The organism is Rhizobium sp. CB3060, from assembly GCF_025200735.1.
Lineage (GTDB): Bacteria > Pseudomonadota > Alphaproteobacteria > Rhizobiales > Rhizobiaceae > Rhizobium.
The window spans coordinates 3247096-3266386 of the sequence record NZ_CP104158.1 but is presented as its reverse complement, the minus strand read 5'-3'; the positions used below and the strand labels follow the sequence as shown (position 1 = coordinate 3266386).

Below are 19291 nucleotides of genomic sequence, written 5' to 3'. Positions count from 1 at the left end.
GAAAGGCGAAGGTGGATTGCGCGCGGGCGCAAGAGGCATATCGTTATGTCATGGAGCACAGCGAAATCTTTCAACGCCTCGGTGTGGCGCTTGCCATTGGCCTGCTTGTCGGCATCGAGCGGGGCTGGCAGGAGCGCGACGTTCGGGCAGGCGGCAGAACGGCAGGCATCCGCACGTTCGGCCTCACCGGTTTCCTGGGCGGAATAGCCGGCGTACTGCAGTCCATGATTGGCCCATTGCTGCCGGCGACGATCGCCGTCTTGCTCGGCCTCATCTATATCGCAGGCAAGTGGCAGGAAACGAAAGAGGATGAAGATTACAGCATCACCTCGGTCGTCGCCGCTCTCGTCGTTTTCGGGCTGGGCGTTCTGGCTGCCGTCGGCGACGTTGTGACTGCGGCCGCCGGTGGCGTTGTCACGACGGCAATTCTTGCCGCGCGCCAGAGTCTGCACGGCTTTCTTAGGGGACTGACCTGGCCGGAACTGCGTTCGGCGCTCGTGTTGCTGGCAATGACCATGGTCGCACTGCCGCTACTGCCAGATAAGGCGCTCGATCCCTGGGGAGCGCTCAACCCTTTCTCTCTCTGGCTGCTGACCATTACCATCGCCGCCCTTTCCTTTGCGGGCTATGTCGCCATCAAGCTGACCGGCACGAGCCGCGGCATCCTGCTCGCCGGCGCCGCGGGAGGGCTGGTCTCCTCGACGGCGCTGACGCTTTCCTTCGCCCGTCATTCGAAGGAGGCGCCGCAGGGCTCGGCACATCTGGCCGCTGGGGCTGCTATTGCCGGCGCCTTGTCCTTCGCCCGCGTCTTGGTGATCGGCAGCGCCCTTTCCTTCAACTTGCTTCTGCCGCTGGCGTCTGGCCTGGTGCCGGCGATTATAGGCTTCCTGACTGCCGGCTTCCTCTGGGTCTGGCGCTCCGGCTCCGCAACGGAGGTTCCGGAAATCAAGCTGAAGAACCCGTTCGAATTGCGCATGGTGTTCTCGTTCGCCGCATTGCTCGGGCTGATCAGTCTGATATCGAAAATGACCATCGACTATATCGGCGCATCCGCCCTTTTCGTCGTGGCCGCAATTTCCGGACTGGTGGACGTGGACGCCGTCACGCTTTCAACCGCACGGCTCGTGGGGTCTGCGATCGACGTCAAGACAGCTGCCGACGTCATCCTCATTGCTGTCGTCGTCAATGTCGTGACAAAGGCGGTCCTGGCCTTCTCGTCCGGCACGCGCGAATATGGCATGGCCCTGGCGCAAGCGTCGGCCATTGCGATCGTCACGGGCGCTGTCGCCTATTTCGCGCTGTGCAGCTTCATGCCCGATTGATGCGATCGGCCAGACCCGTTTGCCGTGGGAATCAGTCATCCCTTGCGCGCCGCTTTACAGCTTGGCATTCTAATGGTGTTGCCAGATGGGTGTGGCTATGTCCGATGATTATGAGGCTACCCTGGTACGGATAACCGGCAGGGTACAGGGTGTCAGTTTCCGTGTCTGGACCCGCAACGAGGCGTCAAGGCTCGGTTTGACAGGCTGGGTCCGCAACGAATCGGATGGGTCCGTCCTCGCTTTGATCGCCGGACCTGATGCCGCGATTTCGACCATGATCGAGCGTTTCTGGCACGGGCCTGCCGGCGCATCGGTTTCCAGCGTGGAGAAGCAACCGACCACTCTCGCCGAGATGCCGACCGGGTTTCGCATCACCGGCTAGCCGCATCCGCAACGGCAAACTTGCGGAGTTCTCACGGCTTCAAATGCGCCGATGCCTGTCGGCACTCCTCAGCGACAGGCCTTGCGGCAAACGCAAAATGGCCTCGAGCGGCCATTATAACCATCTGATTTTCTTGAGAAAACTGGAGCGGGCGAAGGGATTCGAACCCTCGACCCCAACCTTGGCAAGGTTGTGCTCTACCCCTGAGCTACACCCGCTCATATCCGCAGCCGTCCGGGGTAGTGTGTTGGACCGCTGGGCGTCGTCTTGCGGCGACGGGCGCTATATGGCCTAACCATTTTTCAAATGCAACAGGGAAATGACGAGGTGGCGAAGAAAAATCTGCATTTTTTTCATTGCCCGCCGGAAAGCCCCAGGACGCCGGGCTTTGTCGTCTGGAAGATTGCAAAGGATTTGCGGGCGACGTATCAGGGGCGGGATATTTTTATTGCGAGACGCTCATGACCGACAACAGCCCGAAAACCCGCGACGATCTTTTCCGTTTCCTGGATGGCCTCGGCATTTCCCACAGCACCAAGGATCATGCGCCGGTGTTTACTGTTGCCGAATCGGTGTCGCTGCGCGACGAAATCCCCGGCGGGCATACGAAGAACCTGTTCGTGAAGGACAAGAAGGACAATTTCTTCCTACTGACGGTCGAGGAGAATGCGAGCGTCGATCTGAAGACGGTGCACACGCTGATCGGTGCGACCAGCAAAGTCTCCTTCGGCAAACCCGAAAAGCTGCTAGAATATCTGGGTGTCGTTCCCGGCGCGGTGACGGCCTTCGGGGCGATCAACGATACAGGCAAGAACGTTACCTTTGTGATCGATGCCGAATTGATGGAGCACGACATCGTCAATTGCCACCCGTTGTCGAACGACGCGACGACCTCGATTGCCAGCGGCGATCTCCTTCGTTTCATGGAGGCGACGGGTCATACGCCGCTAGTCTTGAAAGTGACGGGCTGACATACGATTTTAGCGCTACGATTAGAGCGAGAGGACCTATCTTCGAATTGGCCTGTCGCTTTGGCTATTTCATTGGGCGTGATTTTATCCAAAGGCTGCTTCTTTCCTTTTGGAATCATGCTTTAAAGGGTCCAGGATACCGGCAGGCGGGAGACACTCATGAGCGGTTCAAACAATCCTTATAACGCGTCCTTCGGCGGCCAGATGTCGGCTTCGGCATCCTATGGTGCCGCACCTGTCGCATCCGGCGGCGCTTCGCCCATCAAGGACACCACGACGGCGAATTTCGCGCGGGACGTTATCGAGGAGTCGCGCAACCAGCCGGTGCTGGTGGATTTCTGGGCGCCCTGGTGCGGCCCGTGCAAGCAGCTTACGCCGGTTCTGGAAAAGGTCGTCAACGAGGGCAAGGGCCGCGTCAAGCTGGTCAAGATGAATATCGACGATCATCCGGCCATTCCCGGCCAGCTCGGCATCCAGTCGATCCCGGCGGTGATTGCCTTCGTCAACGGCCGTCCGGCCGACGGTTTCATGGGCGCTGTCCCCGAAAGCCAGGTTCGCCAGTTCATCGATCGGCTCGGTGGTCCGGCTGACGGTGCCGGCGACCAGGCGGCGGAGATCGAAGCGATTTTGGAAGAGGCTGCCGGTCTTCTCACCGGGGGCGATATCAATGGCGCCGCCGAGCTGTTCGGCGCGGTGCTGCAGGCCGATCCGGAAAACGCCAAGGCGCTTGCCGGCATGGCCGAGTGCATGATCGCGGCCGGCCAGAGCCAAAGGGCGCGCGAAGCGCTGACGGATCTGCCGGAAACGCTTGCCAATGATGCCGGCATCCAGGCCGTGGTGAAGAAGCTCGATCAGATCGAGGAGGCCCGCAAGCTCGGCGATCCCGTGGCGCTCGAACAGGAATTGGCGGTCAATCCGGACAATCACGAGCAGCGCGTCAAACTTGCCAAGATCCGTAATGTCGAGGGCAAGCGCGATGAGGCGGCCGAGCATCTGCTGACGATCATGCGCCGCGACCGCGCTTTCGACGACGATGGCGCGCGCCGTCAGTTGCTACAATTCTTCGAGGTTTGGGGTGCCAAGGATCCGGCGACCATTGCCGCGCGTCGCAAGCTTTCGTCGATCCTGTTTTCCTAAGGCGTCATCTGTCCGGAAGGAACCTGACGCGCCATTCGGGGCGTCGCGGTTGCCTCGGTTGAACAGGAAAGCGAAATGCTTCGGCGTTTTGCCCGGAAATGCTCTTGTGTTTTCGGGAGAGGGGGTCACATTGTCCTGTGGCGCGGCGTGTGACGGAAGAAGAATGTCCGTTGGGGTATCGTTCTTGCGCGTCTCACAAGGCGCAGCACGGTGATGTAGCGGGACGAAAATCATGCAAGTCGGCAATGCCAGATATCTGAAGCCAAGCGATCTGCCGGATTCGGTGGTTGTCTTTCCTCTGTCCGGTGCTCTGCTTCTGCCGACCGGGCAATTGCCGCTCAATATCTTCGAGCCGCGTTATCTTTCGATGTTCGATGCCGCGATCGCCGGCAACCGGCTGGTTGGCGTCGTGCAGCCGGCGCTCGGCGAGCATCCGGAAACGCCGCATCTTGCGCATGTCGGCTGCCTTGGGCGCATCACCTCCTTCGCCGAGACGGGCGATGGCCGCTATATCGTCTCGCTGACCGGCATCTGCCGCTTCCGGCTGATGGACGAGATCACCGGCCACCATCCCTATCGCAGCTTCCGTATTACGCCCTTCATTTCCGACCTCAAGTCGCGCGACGAGGAGGATACGGTCGATCGTTCGGCACTTCTGTTGGCCTTCCGGGCCTATCTCGACGCCAATAAATTGGAGGCGGACTGGGAGAGCGTGGAGCGCGCCAGCAACATGACGCTGGTCAATTCGCTGGCGATGATGGCGCCCTTCGATCCCGCCGAGAAGCAGGCGCTGCTGGAAGCGCCCGACCTGAAGACGCGGGCGGAGACCTTCATCGCCATCATCGAAATCGTACTCGCCCGCTTCGGGGATACCGATTCCGTCATGCAGTAGGGGGTTGCGATGGATATCACCGTCAGCAAGGTGGACCCGAAACTGCTCGATCTCCTCGTCTGCCCCCTTACCAAGGGACGGCTGACTTATGATCGCGAAAAGAACGAACTGGTGTCGGAAAAGGCGCGGCTCGCCTATCCCATCCGCGACGGCATTCCGATCATGCTGATCTCGGAGGCGCGGCGCTTAGAGGACTGAGGGGGATTGTTCTCCCGATAAAGGAACTCAGATCGCCTCGCCGGCGAGAAGCCGTGGACTGTCCCTGGCAGCCGTGCCGGCGGCCTGGCCGATGAAGAAGGATTTTAGTTTCGGCAGGCGGTCGACGAGGCCGAGGCCGAAATCGCGGGCGATCCGCACCGGCGTAATATCGTTGGAAAACAGCCGGTTCAGCACGTCGGTCGTCACCCCCATGCGGAAGGTGTCGAAGCGCCGCCAGGTCTGGTAGCGTTCGAGAATATTGATCGAGCCGATATCGAGGCCAAGGCGGTCGGCTTCAACGACGGTTTCCGCCAATGCCGCAACATCCTTGAAGCCGAGGTTGAGGCCCTGCCCGGAGATCGGGTGGATGCCGTGGGCGGCATCGCCGGCGAGTGCAAAGCGCGGTGCGACGAAGTCGCGGGCAAGCGTCAGGCCGAGCGGGAAGGCGCGGCGCTCGCCGACTGCGTGCAGTGCGCCGAGCTTGTGGCCGAAACGGCGCTCCAATTCCTCTTCGAATACCAGATCGTCGGAGGCGACCAGCCGGTCGGCATCTGCGGTGCGCTCGGTCCAGACGAGCGAGGCGCGATTGTTCTTCAGCGGCAGGATGGCGAAGGGGCCGGAGGGTAGGAAATGTTCCTCTGCGCAGCCATTGTGCGGCCGCTCGTGCTCGACGGTCACGACGATGCCGGACTGGCCATAGTCCCAGCTCACCGTCTTGATTCCAGCCATATCGCGGAGCTTGGAGCGCACGCCATCGCAGGCGACCAGCAGCTTTGTTTCTAGGCCGCTGCCGTCCGAGAGCGTCAGCGTAACGTTGGCATCGCCGGTCTTGAAGTCTGTCGCGCTGACGCCGTGGCGAATCGGAATACCAAGGCGCTCGCAAGCGCCGCGCAGCGCGCCGACCATGGTGAGGTTCGGGACCATGTGGGCGAAGGGCTGACCTTCCGCCACTTCCCCATCGAAAGTAAGAAAGACTGGCCGCACGGGATCGCTGGTGCGCGAATCGGTGACGATCATGCGGGTGATCGGTTCCGCTTCCGGCTTGATCTCGTCCCAGATGCCGAAAACCTCCAGCATCTTTGAAGCGGCGGCGATGATCGCCGAGGCGCGCATGTCCTTTTTCCAGGCGCTTTCCGGGGCGGCCTCGATGACCATGACGTCAAGATGGGGGGCTGCCTGCTTGACGGCAACCGCGGCGGCGAGACCCACATAACCGCCACCCACTACCAGCATGTCCAACATAGCGCTTCCCCGTGTCCTACTGTCATTTCCTGTTCTATATAGAGCATCCCATTCGTGGTTCCTACCGTCGGAGTTCATGCAAAATGTCGCGCGAGAACGAGAAATTGACCGCCATGCAAGTCGTGCTCGCGACGCTCGATCTCGAAACGATCGAGATGAACCTTTTTCGCGGCAACAGCCCGCAGGTCGGCTGGCAGCGCGTCTTCGGCGGGCAGGTCATCGGCCAGGCGCTGATGGCGGCGCAGCGGACGGTGGCGGACGATCGTTTCGCGCATTCGCTGCACGCCTATTTCATGCTCCCCGGCGATCCCACTGTGCCGATCCTCTATCAGGTCGACCGCCTGCGGGATGGCTCGAGTTTCAATACGCGCCGCGTGCTGGCGATCCAGCACGGCAAGGCGATCTTCGCGATGACGGTTTCCTTCCAGATCGACGAGCCCGGTTTCGAGCATCAAAGCGAGATGCCGCAGGTGCCGGCTCCGGAAGAACTGATGGACGAGGAGCAGATCAAGGAGCGCTATCTCGCCAATGCGCCGGAAAATGTGCGCCGCTATTGGGAGAGGAAGCGGGCGATCGAAATCCGGCCGGTATCGCTCGATCATTATTTCTCCCGTACTGAGCCCAGCCAGCGGCAGGATATCTGGGTTCGCCTGACCGGACCGGTGCCGGATGACCGGCTCTATCGGAATGCAGTGCTTGCCTATCTCTCGGACATGACGCTCATCGACGCAGCGCTTCATGCGCATGGTACGTCGGTTTTCGATCAGGGCCTGCAAGTGGCGAGCCTCGATCATGCCATGTGGTTCCACCGGCCGTTCAAGCTCGACGACTGGTTGCTCTATACCCAGGATAGCCCAAGCGCCTCAGGCGCGCGCGGCTTGGCCCGCGGCAGTCTTTTTACGCGCTCTGGTGTCCTGATTGCGTCGGTGGCGCAGGAAGGTTTGATTCGTAAAAAGGCAAATGATTAAATAATATGCAATTTTTCAAATTTGCATATTATTTGTGCGCGAGGCGCGCCGAGATCTGCCGCTTTATTAGGTGCCTTCCGCAAAGTCGTTAAAATTCAATTAGTTATAATAGTGTCACGAATCTGGCACGTCCCTTGAATGTGTACCCTCAGTCGCTGCTGAAACAGTCGTCAGCGGCAAGGAGAGTCGGCTCCGTGCCGAGGGTAACAAAGGATGGGAAACCAGATGAAAATTGTGATGGCCATTATCAAGCCGTTCAAGCTCGATGAGGTCCGTGAGGCCCTCACGGCTGTCGGCATCCAAGGCCTGACTGTGACCGAAGTGAAGGGTTACGGGCGCCAGAAGGGGCACACCGAAATCTATCGTGGCACCGAATATGCCGTCAGCTTCCTGCCGAAGCTGAAGATCGAAGTCGCGGTCGCAACCGAAATCGTCGACAAGGCCGTCGAAGCCATCGCGGCGTCCGCCAAGACGGGTCAGATCGGCGACGGCAAGATTTTTGTCTACTCGATTGACCATGCCGTGCGCATCCGTACGGGCGAAACCGATTCAGACGCGCTGTAAGACACGGCCGATCAGGGAGTTATCTGCATGACATCTACAAAGCTTTCCTCCACTCTCGCACGGGTAGGCGCGCTTTCCGCGGCCTTGCTCGCGCCGGCGATTGCCTTTGCGCAGCAAGCCACGACAGCCGCAGCGCCGGCCGCTGCCGCAGCACCGGCAATGACCATGGACAAGGGTGACAACACCTGGATGCTGGTTTCCACGGTTCTCGTTCTTCTGATGACGATTCCGGGTCTGGCGCTGTTCTACGGCGGTCTCGTCCGCGCCAAGAACATGCTCTCCGTCCTGATGCAGGTCTTCATGATCACCGCGATGGTCATGATCATCTGGTGCGTCTATGGCTACTCGCTTGCCTTTACCGACGGCGGCTCGCTGAACAGCTTCGTCGGCGGCTTCTCCAAGGCCTTCCTCGCTGGCGTCAGCACCGATCCGAAGGATCTCGTCGAAACCTTCACCAAGGGTGTTGGCATTCCGGAGCTGACCTATGTCTGCTTCCAGATGACCTTTGCCTGCATTACGCCGGCCCTGATCGTCGGCGCCTTCGCCGAGCGCATCAAGTTCTCGGCCGTGATGCTCTTCGTCTTCCTGTGGGTCACGTTCATCTACTTCCCGATCGCTCACATGGTCTGGTTCTGGGGTGGTCCAAGCTCGTACTCGGCTCCGTCGGGCATGGTCTTCGGTTTCGGCGCGATCGACTTCGCGGGCGGCACGGTCGTTCACATCAATGCCGGTATCGCCGGTCTGGTCGGCGCGATCATGCTTGGCAAGCGCACCGGCTACAAGAAGGAGATCATGGCTCCGCATTCGATGACGCTCACCATGGTCGGCGCTTCGCTGCTGTGGGTCGGCTGGTTCGGCTTTAACGCCGGTTCCAACCTCGAAGCCAACAGCTACGCTTCGCTCGCCATGATCAACACCTTCGTTGCCACCGCTGCCGCCGCTCTTTCGTGGTGCGTGGTTGAAACCTTCACCCGCGGCAAGGCTTCGATGCTCGGTGCTGCTTCGGGTGCCGTTGCTGGCCTCGTCGCCGTCACGCCGGCTGCCGGCTTTGCCGGTCCGATGGGCTCCATCGTTCTCGGCCTGCTGGTTTCGCCGATCTGCTACTTCTTCGTCGACGTCGTGAAGAACAAGTTCAACTACGACGACAGCCTCGACGTCTTCGGCGTTCACTGCGTTGGTGGTATTTTCGGCGCCATCGCGACGGGCATCCTGGTCAATCCGGCCCTCGGCGGTGCAGGCATCGTCGACTATTCGACGGCTGACTTCGCAGCCTCCTATCCGGGCACCGCAACCCAGTTGCTCGCTCAGGTGAAGGGTGTACTCACCACGCTGATCTGGTCCGGCGTCGGTTCGGCGATCCTCTACAAGATCGTCGACGTGATCGTCGGCCTCCGCGTGACGCCGGAAGCAGAGCGCGAAGGTCTCGACCTCGCCTCCCACGGCGAAGCCGCTTACCACAATTCCTAATCTGGGGCTTGCGACGCCGGAACAAAGTTTCCGACGTCGCAGAACATCCCGTCGCGGTTCATTTATCAAAAATGAGCCGCTCTTGGCCCGGACCTCGGTTCGGGCTTTTTTTGTTCGCGCGACCGTCTGCCACGCGCCCATATTTCATTGATTCGCCCGCCGCACCCGCATGGTTAACATGCCATTAACCCTCCTCTGATTAGCTAGGGCCGACGTATTCCGTGAGTTGGCATGAAGCCGATTCGCGTGCTTTTCGACAACGAACGGGCTGGATAATATGGGCAGAAGCAATTCGGCAGCGTTGGGCGGTCCTTCCGGTCGTCTCTCGCTTTCGGGAGTGGTTTGGCGGCAGGTGAGGGGCCTCAGCGGCTTCGCGCTGCTGTTCCTGCTGGCGCTTGCCGTTGCGGCACTGGCGACATGGAACGTCATGGACCCCAGCTATTCCTACGCCACGAGCAACGCGCCGACGAACATACTCGGCTTTTCCGGCGCTGCCTTTGCCGACATCATGATGCAGGCGCTCGGTCTTGCCTCGGTCGTCGCGCTGCTGCCGGTCGTCGCCTGGGCTGTTGCGCTGATTTCCAACCGCAGGATTCATCGTGTGCCGGCTCGTCTCGGCGCCTGGGTCGGCGGGGCTATCGTTGCTGCCGGTTCCATCGCCTGCTTCCCCGCGCCTCCGACCTGGCCGATCCCGAACGGTATCGGCGGCGTTATCGGCGACATCGTTCTGCGCTTCCCCGCTCTTTTCATCGGCACCTATCCGAGCGGCGTCTTCGCCACCGTGTTCGGCTCCATTCTCGCGATTCCCGCGGCTTGGCTGATGCTGTTTGCTGCCGGCGTTCTCGGCCGCAGCCTGCCGGAAGATGAGGAGGACGAAGAGGAATACGAGAACACGCCGAGCCGTGCGCGCAATGTCGGCGACGACGACGAGGATGACGATCGCGGCGGCTTCCTGGCCTTTGGCGCCCTCATGCATGCCTGGTACAATACGCAGGCGCGCCTTCGCCGGCTATTCGGCATGGGGCCGCGCAAGCGCCGCGACCATGCCTTCGATGCGCCCTACGACTTCAATGACGACGAGTTCGGTACGCTGAACGAGCCGGTGCGCGCCAAGGCGCCGGTTGCCCGTGGCGAACGCGTCGAGCCGTCGATGGACGGTCCGGCGCAGCGCCGCGTCGTTTCTCCGCCGTCGATGAGTATCGACGATGACGAGGATGAGGACGACGATCCCTCCTATGAGCGCGAGCTGCCGCGCCCGGCCGGTATTCTGCCGGATGACGAGGAAGACGAATGGGCGGCGCTGCGTCCCGCTTCGCCGAAGGTTCCCGGCGGCCACCGCGTCGTTCCCGCCGCCGCCCGCCCGAAGCCCGGTATCCGCGCCGAGCGCGAGGCGCAAACCTCCTTCATCCGTCCCTATGGTTTCCAGCTTCCGGCCGTGCATCTGCTTGCCGAGCCGAAGACGATCGTGCGTGACGCGACGCTGTCTTCCGATGCGTTGGAGCAGAATGCCCGCATGCTCGAGGGCGTGCTCGAGGACTTCGGCGTCAAGGGTGAGATCATCCATGTCCGGCCCGGCCCGGTCGTCACGCTTTATGAACTGGAGCCCGCGCCGGGCATCAAGTCTTCGCGCGTGATCGGGCTTGCCGACGATATCGCCCGTTCGATGAGCGCCATCGCCGCCCGCGTCGCCGTCGTTCCCGGCCGCAATGCCATCGGTATCGAACTGCCGAATTCCACGCGTGAGACCGTTTACCTGCGCGAGCTCGTCGCCAGCCGTGATTTCGAAAGCTCGAAGGCCAAGCTTGCCATGGCGCTCGGCAAGACGATCGGCGGCGAGCCCGTTATCGCCGATCTCGCCAAGATGCCGCATCTGCTCGTTGCCGGTACCACCGGCTCGGGCAAGTCGGTCGCCATCAACACCATGATCCTGTCGCTGCTCTATCGCATGACGCCGGAACAGTGCCGCCTGATCATGATCGATCCGAAGATGCTCGAACTCTCCGTCTATGACGGCATTCCGCATCTGCTCTCGCCTGTAGTCACCGATCCGAAAAAGGCCGTTGTCGCGCTGAAATGGACCGTCCGCGAGATGGAAGAGCGCTACAAGAAGATGTCGAAGATCGGCGTGCGCAACATCGACGGCTTCAATACCCGCGTCGAGCAGGCCGTCGCCAAGGGCGAAGCGATCAGCCGCACCGTGCAAACCGGCTTCGACCGCCAGACCGGCGAGGCGATCTACGAGACCGAGGAATTCGATCTGAAGCCCATGCCTTACATCGTCGTCATCATCGACGAGATGGCCGACCTGATGATGGTCGCCGGCAAGGATATCGAAGGCGCCGTGCAGCGTCTGGCGCAGATGGCGCGTGCGGCCGGCATCCATGTCATCATGGCGACGCAGCGTCCGTCGGTCGACGTCATCACCGGTACGATCAAGGCGAACTTCCCGACCCGCATCTCCTTCCAGGTCACATCGAAGATCGACAGCCGCACGATCCTCGGCGAACAGGGCGCCGAGCAGCTCCTCGGCATGGGCGACATGCTCTACATGGCCGGCGGCGGGCGCATCCAGCGTGTCCACGGCCCCTTCGTCGCCGACGGCGAGGTGGAAGATATCGTATCCTACTTGAAAACGCAGGGTTCTCCCCAATATCTCGATGCGATCACTGCCGACGATGATGATGACGACGATGGTCACGGTCCGGCGGGTACGGCCAACCTTTCCGACTCGGAGGACCCCTACGACCAAGCCGTGGCGATCGTGCTGCGCGATGGCAAGGCGTCGACCTCCTACATCCAGCGCCGGCTCGGCATCGGCTATAACCGTGCCGCCTCGCTGATCGAGCGTATGGAGCAGGAAGGCTTGATCGGCCCGGCCAACCACGCCGGCAAGCGCGAGATTCTCGTGCCGACGGAAGCGGATGTTCTCGATCGCTGAGGGATCGCGAGCCCGTGTCACATATCCCGAATATGCTTTCGGAGATTTGATCGCGGCCCGTGATCGAGCATGGGCCGCCGCGCCATGAAGACGCCGATTTTGCGCGCCATGGACAAAGCATGAAGGAGAATTCGATGAAAAAGACCGATGCACAGCCCTTGACCAGCCTGAACCTGACCCGCCGTCATTTCCTCGGCGCTGTGCTGGCGGCCGGTGCGGCAAGCGCGGCCCCCGCGTCGGCCTTTGCGCAGTCGCAAGCTGCGGCTGCGACCCTCAATCCCGGCATAGCCCAGGCGATCGCCGATCATTTTTCGTCCATCAAGACCATGAAGGGCGGCTTCCTGCAGATCGGGCCGCGTGGCGACCAGATGAGCGGTGCGTTTTTCATCCAGCGCCCCGGCAAGCTGCGCTTCAACTATGACCCGCCGTCCCGCATGCGCGTCATCTGCGACGGCAACAACGTCCAGGTCATCAACGACCAGACGCGTACGAACAACATGTATCAGCTCTCGAAGACGCCGCTGAGCCTGCTGCTCGCCAACAAGATCGACCTTTCCGCGGACATGGTGCGCAATGTCGATGCACAGCCGGACCTTACCAAGATCACGCTCGGAAACCGCACCGTCTTCGGTGATTCGACCATCGCCATGATCTTCGATTCCAAGACGTACGACCTGCGCCAATGGACGGTCATCGACCCCCAGGGCAAGACCACGGATGTCATCATCAACAATGTGAAGACCAATATTTCCTTCGACGACAGCGTTTTCCGGATCGATTATACCGGCACGAGCCGGTGATCCCCTGCCAGCCATGACGAACGGGGAGAAGAGGTTGAACGATCTTCCTTTTCTCTCCTTGCCAGTCTAAATCCCTAGCCTGATTAGAGCAATTCCAGGAAAAGTGCGAAGCGGTTTTCCGTCCGGAATGCGTAAAAACAAACGGATAGAGCGGGAAAGCGATTCTGTGAAACGCTGAACCGCTCTAAGGATAAGGGTTTGGGCATGGGATTTTCGATTGCGACCTGGAACATCAACTCGGTGCGGCTGCGCATGCCGATCGTCGAGCAATTCGTGATGCAGCACCGGCCCGATATTCTCTGCCTGCAGGAAACCAAGGTCCCCAACGAGCTCTTCCCGCTGTCGCCTTTGCGGGCGCTCGGCTACGAGCACATCATCGTCCATGGCCAGAAGGGCTATCACGGCGTCGCCATCGCCTCGCGTGTTCCGCTGACCGAGGACCATCGGCAGGATTATTGCAATGTCGGCGACAGCAGACATATCTCGGCGATCTTCGAACGCGGCGGCCGGCGCATCCGGTTGCATAATTTCTATGTTCCGGCCGGCGGTGACGAGCCGGATCGGACGATCAATCCGAAGTTCGGCCATAAGCTCGATTTTATCGACGAGATGAAGCGGCTGCATGCCAATGCCGAACCGAACACATCAGCGATCCTGGTCGGCGATCTCAACATCGCGCCGCTCGAGCATGACGTCTGGTCGCACAAGCAATTGCTGAAAATCGTCAGCCACACGCCGGTCGAAACCGACGGGTTGATCGAGGTGATGAAACGCGGCGCCTGGCTCGATCTGATGCGCCAGCATGTGCCGGAGACCGAGAAGCTCTATACGTGGTGGAGCTATCGCGCCAAGGATTGGGAAGCGGCGGATCGCGGCCGGCGTCTCGACCACATCTGGTCGTCATCCGATCTCGGGCCGCTCCTGCAGCGCATCGAGATCCTGAAGGCGGCCCGGGGCTGGGACCGCCCGTCCGACCATGTGCCGGTGACCGCGCATTTCAATCTCTGAGCCAGGAGTTTCAAGAAAACCGGTGCAGGAGCGCCGCGGCCTGCTTGGCGAGGACGGCGAAATTTTCGCGGACGCGGTTTTGGATGAGCAGACCGGCGTCGGGGTATTCCTCGATCAGCCGGTGAAATAGCGCCCGCGTGATGCGGATGACATCGGAGTCCTCCAGCGCCACGGCGGTGTATTTGCGCTCCACCAGCGTCACCAGCGCCAGCTCCGACAGCATGGCGCCGGCCTGCACGGTGGCCTCGACATGGGGTTGCCCCGTGGGATCAAGGGTGCTCAGCTCAAAACTGCCGCGGGCGATGACATAGGCGCATTCGGCTGGCGATTTTTCGCGGAACAGAGTGAGGCCGGCTGTGACATGGCGACGGTCGGCGCCGAAGGCGATCAGCCGCAACGGCTCATCGCCCATGCCGTGGAACAACGGCAATTGCGACAGCAGGCGGATATCGTCGTTGAGCGCCATCGTATCGCCTACGGAATGATCTTGTAGCCGCCGTTTTCCGTTACCAGGATTTCGGCGTTGGAGGGATCGCGCTCGATCTTCTGGCGCAGGCGATAAACATGGGTTTCCAGCGTGTGGGTGGTGACGCCGGAATTGTAGCCCCACACTTCCTCGAGAAGGATATCGCGGGTGACGACTTTTTGGTCGGCGCGGTAGAGATAGCGGATGATCGCCGCTTCCTTTTCCGTCAGTCGGATCTTCTGGCCATCTTCCGTGGTCAGCAGCTTCTGGCTTGGCTTGAAGAGATAACGGCCGACGGTGAAGGTTGCGTCCTCGCTCTGCTCGTGCTGGCGCAGTTGCGCGCGGATGCGGGCAAGCAGCACGGCAAAACGGAACGGCTTGGTGACATAGTCGTTGGCGCCGGCTTCGAGGCCGAGGATGGTGTCGGAATCGGTGTCGTGGCCCGTCAGCATGATGATCGGTGCCTTGAAGCCGCTCTTGCGCAACAGCTTCACCGCTTCGCGGCCGTCCATATCGGGCAGGCCGACGTCCATGATCAGCAGATCGACGGGAGCGGCGCGTGCGGCCGCGACGCCCTTGCCGGCGGTCGCTTCCTGCAGAACCGTGAACTCCTCATAAAGGGACAGTTGCTCGACCAGCATTTCACGCAGGTCGTTGTCATCATCCACCAGCAGAATGGTGCGTGCGGTCATGCCGTTGCGGTCCTCGTTCTATTGCACCTTAAGTCCTACGCCAAATTGCATTTTTAGCAAGTCGTCAGGCAGCTCGGGCTTGGTCGTCCAGTTGAAACTGCTATGATTTCAAACGAAATCACAAGCAAAGCAAAAACATGTGAGGAAAATGCAAAAAGCAAGGGCGGGTGGCAGGCGGGCCGTTTCCACAATCGTCGTTCGTCCCGCGCCGGGGAAGTCCACGCGCGCCCTAGTGCAGATCGGGCCGCTGGCGCTGCCGGCGGCGATCGGCCGATCGGGGCGCAGCGTGCTGAAGCGGGAAGGGGACGGCGCGACGCCGATTGCGGCGATGAAGCTGCTTTACGGCTTCACGCGCGGCGATCATGTCCGCTTTCTACGTACATCTCTGCCGATACGGCGCATTCGCAAGAGCATGCTCTGGTGCGATCAGCCGGAAGACGCCAATTACAACAGGCTGGTCAAGGCGCCGTTCAAGCCAAGCCATGAAGAGATGCTGCGGCACGATGGGCTTTACGACATCTGCCTGGTGCTCGATTGGAACATCCGCTCGCGCCAGCGTCACCGCGGCTCGGCGATCTTCTTTCATCTGATCCGGCCGGGCTACGAGCCGACGGCGGGGTGTGTCGCGGTCGATCTTCGCGACATGCGGCGGATCCTTCCGCTGCTGCGCAAGGGTACGACCATCCGCGTCGTCTGACTGGCGGCCCCGGGGTTAAAATCCCAGTATTCCCCACTATATAGGTTTGCGACCGGCGCGCCCCTGCGGCCCTGGCCCGGCTTCTTTCTTTCAGAATTTAAATCACGCCTTCACTCCACCGCTTCTCATCCTTTGGAGACTTATCGTGACCACGCAATCGACGATCACTTTCAATGATGGCAATTCCATTCCGCAGGTCGGCCTCGGCGTCTGGCAGACGCCGGAAAACGTCGCGCCGATGGCTGTCAGCGCGGCGCTGAAGGCCGGCTACCGCCATGTCGACACGGCCGCCATCTACGCCAATGAAGACGGCGTCGGCGAAGGCATTCGCCAGTCCGGCGTCGCCCGCAAGGATATCTTCCTGACCACCAAGCTCTGGAACGAAGCCCAGGGTTTCGATTCGACCCTGAAGGCGTTCGATGAAAGCCTGAAGCGGCTCGGCACCGACTATGTCGATCTCTATCTCATCCACTGGCCGTCGCCGCATCGTGGCCGTTACCTCGATAGCTGGAAGGCTTTCCTGCGCATCAAGGAAGAAGGCCGCGCCCGCTCGATCGGCGTTTCCAATTTCGCCAAGGAGCATCTGGACCGCATTATTGGCGAGACCGGCGTCACCCCGGTGCTGAACCAGATCGAGCTGCATCCGACCTTTCAGCAGAGGGGCTTGCGCGAGGTGCACGACAAGCTCGGCATCAAGACGGAGTCCTGGAGCCCGCTCGGCCAGGGCAAGCTTCTCGGCAACGCCGTCATCGGCAAGGTTGCCGCCAAGCATGGCCGCACGCCGGCGCAGGTCATCATCCGTTGGCACATGGACAACGGGCTGATCGTCATCCCGAAATCGGTGACGCCGAGCCGCATCGAAGAAAACTTCAACGTGTTCGACTTCAAACTCGATGCGTATGATCTCGCCGAAATCGCCAGATTGGATTCGGCTGGCGGACGTATCGGGCCGGACCCGATGACGGCGGCGTTCTGATTGTCGAGGTTTGCGGAGGGGAATTGTCTTTCCGCTCAGCATTCGGAAGGCCCGGAGCCGATACTCCGGGCCGCTTAGAATCGTTGATCGTGCCGCGGGCAAAATCTCTTCAAATGCGGCGGCGAAGCGCATTCACCACCAGGGCGAAGGCCGGCGAGGCCTGCCGCCTGCTCGGATAATAGAGATGATATCCGGCAAAGGGCGGACACCAGTCCTCGAGAACCCTGACGAGCCGCCCGTCGTGAAGATGGGGCTGCACGATATCCTCCGGAAGATATGCCAAGCCTAAACCTGCCAGTGCCGCGTTCAGGCGGAGTGCGATATTGTTGAACACCAATTGGCCTTCGACCCGCACCTTCAGCTCCCGCCCGTCCTTCTCGAATTCCCAAGCATAGATGCCGCCGTACGTCGGCAGGCGCAGATTGATGCAATTGTGACCGGTCAGATCCTGAGGAGTCAGCGGTTTCGGCCGTTTCTCAAAATATGTGGGAGCACCGACGGCAGCCATGCGCATGTCGGGACCGATGCGCACGGCGATCATGTCTCGCGCCACCTGTTCACCCAGCCGCACGCCGGCATCATATCGTTCGGCGACGATATCGGTCAGGCCGTAGTCGACGATGATCTCGACATGGACATCCGGATATTGCGGCAGCAATGTTTCCAGTGCAGGCCAAAGGATGGTTTCGGCTGCATGCTCACCGGCGGTAATGCGAATGGTGCCTGCTGGCTTTTCGCGAAATTCGCTAAGGGCGGCCAATTCGTTTTCGATCTCATCGAAGCGAGGGCCAATGGTCACGAGCAAACGCTCGCCTGCTTCGGTCGGTGAGACGCTGCGGGTGGTGCGGGTCAGCAGCCTGAGCCCCAAACGAGCCTCCAGTCCGCGGATGGTATGGCTTAGCGCCGATTGGGAAACGCCGAGTTTTGCGGCTGCTTTGGTGAAGCTTTGTTCCCGTGCCACGGCAAGGAACGCAATGAGGTCATTCACGGGCTGGCGCGGCATTCATGAACCCTTCTCATAAGCCTTTGCCACTTTTACCATCTAATCGGGGTCAATCGCATGCCCTAAATGCCTGTTATCAGCAGCCGAATTCATCGCGCTGCCCTTAGATCAAAGGACGAAGGTCATGGAAATCAAACGAAACGGTTCGCAGCCATCGAGCAGGGGACCAGCCGATTGGTTCACGGGAACAGTCCGGGTGGATCCGCTGTTTCAAGCCCATGAGTCCACGCGCGCGGCCGGTGCCAGCGTCACATTCGAGCCGGGCGCCCGCACGGCTTGGCATACTCACCCCGCCGGTCAAACCCTGATTGTGACGGCCGGTCTTGGCCGGGTTCAACGCGAGGGCGGGCCGATCGAAGACATACGGCCCGGGGACGTTGTCTTGTTCTCTCCGGGCGAAAAGCATTGGCACGGCGCCTCACCCACCACGGCCATGACCCATATCGCCATTCAGGAACATCGCGACGGCAAAGTGGTCGAATGGATGGAGCATGTCAGCGACGAGCAATATCGGGCCTGAGGGAGGAGAAGCCATGCAGATGCGTAAACTTGGAAACAGCAGTCTCGAAGTCTCGGCTCTCGGTCTCGGATGCATGGGCCTCAGCTATGGTTATGGCCCGGCGACGGATACGCAAGAGGCGATCAAGCTGATCCGTGCGGCCTTCGAACGCGGCGTCACCTTCTTCGACACCGCCGAAGCCTACGGCCCCTACAAGAACGAGGAGCTTCTGGGCGAAGCCCTGGCGCCCATTCGGGAAAAAGTCGTGATCGTAACGAAGTTCGGTTTTGAATTCGATGCGAATGGCGGCCAGAGCGGAATGAACAGTCGGCCGGAACATATCCGCAGGGTTGCCGAAGCCGCGCTGATGCGTCTGAAGACCGACGCCATCGATCTCTTCTATCAACATCGCGTCGATCCGAACGTCCCGATCGAAGATGTCGCCGGTGCGGTGAAGGATCTGATCGGAGAGGGCAAAGTCAAGTATTTCGGATTGTCGGAGGCCGGCGCACAGACGATCCGGCGTGCGCACGCGATCCAACCGGTCGCGGCCCTTCAAAGCGAATATTCACTCTGGTGGAGAGAGCCTGAGGAGGAGGTTCTGCCCACCCTTGAAGAACTCGGCATAGGCTTCGTTCCTTTTAGCCCGCTCGGAAAAGGCTTCCTCACCGGCGCGATCAGCGAAAGCACTACATTCGACAGTAAGGACTTCCGCAACATCGTCCCACGCTTCACGCCGGAAGCGCGAAAGGCCAACCAAACCCTCGTCGATCTGCTTGGCGCAATCGCGGCACAGAAGCGGGCGACGTTGGCGCAGATTGCCCTTGCCTGGCTGCTTGCCCAAAAGCCCTGGATCGTTCCGATCCCTGGGACGACCAAGATGCACAGGCTTGAAGAGAACATCGGAGCGGTTGATGTCGTGCTCACCGCCAACGATCTTCAGCGTATCGACGACGCACTCTCTCAGATCGCCGTGCAGGGGGACCGCTATCCTCCGCACCTGCAAGCAAGGGTCAACCGTTAGAGCGCCACGCGGCCGATCCGATAAGAATGCTACGCGTAAAAATAG

At 60.8% G+C, this 19291-nt stretch carries 20 protein-coding genes and 1 tRNA gene; 16 read left to right on the top strand and 5 right to left on the bottom strand.

Annotation, left to right across the window (positions count from 1 at the left end):
- Positions 1 to 50: 50 nt before the first annotated feature.
- Together N2601_RS15810 and N2601_RS15805 are read left to right on the top strand one after the other, a co-directional pair.
- Positions 51 to 1322, top strand: coding sequence for an MgtC/SapB family protein (locus N2601_RS15810; RefSeq protein WP_104825253.1), 1272 nt, complete (start codon positions 51 to 53; stop codon positions 1320 to 1322).
- A 97-nt stretch (positions 1323 to 1419) separates the two neighbouring features.
- Positions 1420 to 1704 (top strand): acylphosphatase, encoded by a 285-nt coding sequence (locus N2601_RS15805; RefSeq protein WP_104824690.1) that lies wholly within the window; start codon positions 1420 to 1422, stop codon positions 1702 to 1704.
- Between the two features lie 143 nt (positions 1705 to 1847).
- On the opposite strand, the gene N2601_RS15800 is transcribed toward N2601_RS15805, so the two are convergent.
- Positions 1848 to 1922, bottom strand: a tRNA-Gly gene (locus N2601_RS15800).
- Between the two features lie 243 nt (positions 1923 to 2165).
- Here N2601_RS15800 and N2601_RS15795 point away from each other — a divergent pair.
- The 4 genes from N2601_RS15795 (at position 2166) to N2601_RS15780 (ending at position 4902) form a co-directional block, all read left to right on the top strand.
- Positions 2166 to 2675 carry a prolyl-tRNA synthetase associated domain-containing protein gene (locus N2601_RS15795; protein ID WP_104824689.1) on the top strand — a complete coding sequence of 170 codons (510 nt, stop codon included), beginning with the start codon at positions 2166 to 2168 and terminating at the stop codon, positions 2673 to 2675.
- Positions 2676 to 2834: 159 nt separating this feature from the next.
- The gene (gene trxA, locus N2601_RS15790; RefSeq protein ID WP_104824688.1) at positions 2835 to 3812 is read left to right on the top strand and encodes a thioredoxin; all 978 of its coding nucleotides are present in this window, start codon (positions 2835 to 2837) and stop codon (positions 3810 to 3812) included.
- A gap of 232 nt (positions 3813 to 4044) precedes the next feature.
- A complete protein-coding gene (locus tag N2601_RS15785) occupies positions 4045 to 4704 on the top strand; it encodes an LON peptidase substrate-binding domain-containing protein (protein WP_104824687.1) in 660 nt (219 codons plus the stop codon).
- A gap of 9 nt (positions 4705 to 4713) precedes the next feature.
- A complete protein-coding gene (locus N2601_RS15780; protein WP_104824686.1) occupies positions 4714 to 4902 on the top strand; it encodes a Trm112 family protein in 189 nt (62 codons plus the stop codon).
- A gap of 27 nt (positions 4903 to 4929) precedes the next feature.
- Here the strand turns inward: N2601_RS15780 and N2601_RS15775 are convergent, their stop codons facing one another.
- A complete protein-coding gene (locus N2601_RS15775) occupies positions 4930 to 6144 on the bottom strand; it encodes a ubiquinone biosynthesis hydroxylase (RefSeq protein WP_104824685.1) in 1215 nt (404 codons plus the stop codon).
- Between the two features lie 83 nt (positions 6145 to 6227).
- Between N2601_RS15775 and tesB the strand changes: the two genes are divergently transcribed.
- The 6 genes from tesB to N2601_RS15745 all read left to right on the top strand — a co-directional run bounded on the left by tesB (position 6228) and on the right by N2601_RS15745 (position 13889).
- On the top strand, positions 6228 to 7112 hold the full coding sequence (tesB, locus tag N2601_RS15770; protein ID WP_104824684.1) for an acyl-CoA thioesterase II: 885 nt from the start codon (positions 6228 to 6230) through the stop codon (positions 7110 to 7112).
- A 213-nt stretch (positions 7113 to 7325) separates the two neighbouring features.
- Entirely contained in the window at positions 7326 to 7676 is a 351-nt protein-coding gene (locus tag N2601_RS15765) for a P-II family nitrogen regulator (protein WP_199773498.1), read from the top strand.
- Between the two features lie 27 nt (positions 7677 to 7703).
- The gene (locus tag N2601_RS15760) at positions 7704 to 9143 is read left to right on the top strand and encodes an ammonium transporter (RefSeq protein WP_104824683.1); all 1440 of its coding nucleotides are present in this window, start codon (positions 7704 to 7706) and stop codon (positions 9141 to 9143) included.
- Between the two features lie 277 nt (positions 9144 to 9420).
- Positions 9421 to 12081, top strand: a complete 2661-nt coding sequence (locus N2601_RS15755; protein ID WP_104824682.1) for an FtsK/SpoIIIE family DNA translocase — start codon at positions 9421 to 9423, stop codon at positions 12079 to 12081.
- A 134-nt stretch (positions 12082 to 12215) separates the two neighbouring features.
- Positions 12216 to 12881, top strand: a complete 666-nt coding sequence (locus N2601_RS15750) for an outer-membrane lipoprotein carrier protein LolA (RefSeq protein WP_104825251.1) — start codon at positions 12216 to 12218, stop codon at positions 12879 to 12881.
- Positions 12882 to 13085: 204 nt separating this feature from the next.
- The gene (locus N2601_RS15745; RefSeq protein ID WP_104824681.1) at positions 13086 to 13889 is read left to right on the top strand and encodes an exodeoxyribonuclease III; all 804 of its coding nucleotides are present in this window, start codon (positions 13086 to 13088) and stop codon (positions 13887 to 13889) included.
- A gap of 10 nt (positions 13890 to 13899) precedes the next feature.
- Here the strand turns inward: N2601_RS15745 and N2601_RS15740 are convergent, their stop codons facing one another.
- Together N2601_RS15740 and N2601_RS15735 are read right to left on the bottom strand one after the other, a co-directional pair.
- Entirely contained in the window at positions 13900 to 14355 is a 456-nt protein-coding gene (locus tag N2601_RS15740) for a cyclic nucleotide-binding domain-containing protein (RefSeq protein WP_104824680.1), read from the bottom strand.
- Positions 14356 to 14363: 8 nt separating this feature from the next.
- A complete protein-coding gene (locus N2601_RS15735; protein ID WP_104824679.1) occupies positions 14364 to 15047 on the bottom strand; it encodes a response regulator transcription factor in 684 nt (227 codons plus the stop codon).
- Positions 15048 to 15195: 148 nt separating this feature from the next.
- Here N2601_RS15735 and N2601_RS15730 point away from each other — a divergent pair, with 148 nt between their 5' ends.
- Together N2601_RS15730 and N2601_RS15725 are read left to right on the top strand one after the other, a co-directional pair.
- Positions 15196 to 15744, top strand: coding sequence for a L,D-transpeptidase family protein (locus tag N2601_RS15730; protein ID WP_260303193.1), 549 nt, complete (start codon positions 15196 to 15198; stop codon positions 15742 to 15744).
- A 145-nt stretch (positions 15745 to 15889) separates the two neighbouring features.
- Positions 15890 to 16720: an aldo/keto reductase gene (locus N2601_RS15725; RefSeq protein WP_104824677.1), complete on the top strand. Its 831-nt coding sequence runs from the start codon at positions 15890 to 15892 to the stop codon at positions 16718 to 16720.
- Between the two features lie 109 nt (positions 16721 to 16829).
- Here N2601_RS15725 and N2601_RS15720 read toward each other — a convergent pair whose 3' ends face one another.
- Positions 16830 to 17723 (bottom strand): LysR family transcriptional regulator, encoded by an 894-nt coding sequence (locus tag N2601_RS15720; RefSeq protein ID WP_104824676.1) that lies wholly within the window; start codon positions 17721 to 17723, stop codon positions 16830 to 16832.
- Positions 17724 to 17847: 124 nt separating this feature from the next.
- Here N2601_RS15720 and N2601_RS15715 point away from each other — a divergent pair, with 124 nt between their 5' ends.
- A complete protein-coding gene (locus N2601_RS15715; protein ID WP_104824675.1) occupies positions 17848 to 18243 on the top strand; it encodes a (R)-mandelonitrile lyase in 396 nt (131 codons plus the stop codon).
- 13 nt (positions 18244 to 18256) lie between these two features.
- Positions 18257 to 19246 (top strand): aldo/keto reductase, encoded by a 990-nt coding sequence (locus N2601_RS15710; RefSeq protein WP_104824674.1) that lies wholly within the window; start codon positions 18257 to 18259, stop codon positions 19244 to 19246.
- The last annotated feature ends 45 nt before the right edge of the window (positions 19247 to 19291 follow it).

Coding starts and splice junctions, on each gene's coding strand:
- N2601_RS15795 (WP_104824689.1), top strand. CDS start 2,166: ATGACCGACAACAGCCCGAAAACCCGCGACGATCTTTTCCGTTTCCTG.
- N2601_RS15765 (WP_199773498.1), top strand. CDS start 7,326: ATGGGAAACCAGATGAAAATTGTGATGGCCATTATCAAGCCGTTCAAG.
- N2601_RS15735 (WP_104824679.1), bottom strand. CDS start 15,047: ATGACCGCACGCACCATTCTGCTGGTGGATGATGACAACGACCTGCGT.
- N2601_RS15730 (WP_260303193.1), top strand. CDS start 15,196: ATGCAAAAAGCAAGGGCGGGTGGCAGGCGGGCCGTTTCCACAATCGTC.
- N2601_RS15775 (WP_104824685.1), bottom strand. CDS start 6,144: ATGTTGGACATGCTGGTAGTGGGTGGCGGTTATGTGGGTCTCGCCGCC.
- N2601_RS15805 (WP_104824690.1), top strand. CDS start 1,420: ATGTCCGATGATTATGAGGCTACCCTGGTACGGATAACCGGCAGGGTA.
- N2601_RS15710 (WP_104824674.1), top strand. CDS start 18,257: ATGCAGATGCGTAAACTTGGAAACAGCAGTCTCGAAGTCTCGGCTCTC.
- N2601_RS15780 (WP_104824686.1), top strand. CDS start 4,714: ATGGATATCACCGTCAGCAAGGTGGACCCGAAACTGCTCGATCTCCTC.
- N2601_RS15760 (WP_104824683.1), top strand. CDS start 7,704: ATGACATCTACAAAGCTTTCCTCCACTCTCGCACGGGTAGGCGCGCTT.
- N2601_RS15715 (WP_104824675.1), top strand. CDS start 17,848: ATGGAAATCAAACGAAACGGTTCGCAGCCATCGAGCAGGGGACCAGCC.
- N2601_RS15755 (WP_104824682.1), top strand. CDS start 9,421: ATGGGCAGAAGCAATTCGGCAGCGTTGGGCGGTCCTTCCGGTCGTCTC.
- N2601_RS15785 (WP_104824687.1), top strand. CDS start 4,045: ATGCAAGTCGGCAATGCCAGATATCTGAAGCCAAGCGATCTGCCGGAT.
- N2601_RS15810 (WP_104825253.1), top strand. CDS start 51: ATGGAGCACAGCGAAATCTTTCAACGCCTCGGTGTGGCGCTTGCCATT.
- N2601_RS15720 (WP_104824676.1), bottom strand. CDS start 17,723: ATGCCGCGCCAGCCCGTGAATGACCTCATTGCGTTCCTTGCCGTGGCA.
- tesB (WP_104824684.1), top strand. CDS start 6,228: ATGTCGCGCGAGAACGAGAAATTGACCGCCATGCAAGTCGTGCTCGCG.
- trxA (WP_104824688.1), top strand. CDS start 2,835: ATGAGCGGTTCAAACAATCCTTATAACGCGTCCTTCGGCGGCCAGATG.
- N2601_RS15750 (WP_104825251.1), top strand. CDS start 12,216: ATGAAAAAGACCGATGCACAGCCCTTGACCAGCCTGAACCTGACCCGC.
- N2601_RS15745 (WP_104824681.1), top strand. CDS start 13,086: ATGGGATTTTCGATTGCGACCTGGAACATCAACTCGGTGCGGCTGCGC.
- N2601_RS15740 (WP_104824680.1), bottom strand. CDS start 14,355: ATGGCGCTCAACGACGATATCCGCCTGCTGTCGCAATTGCCGTTGTTC.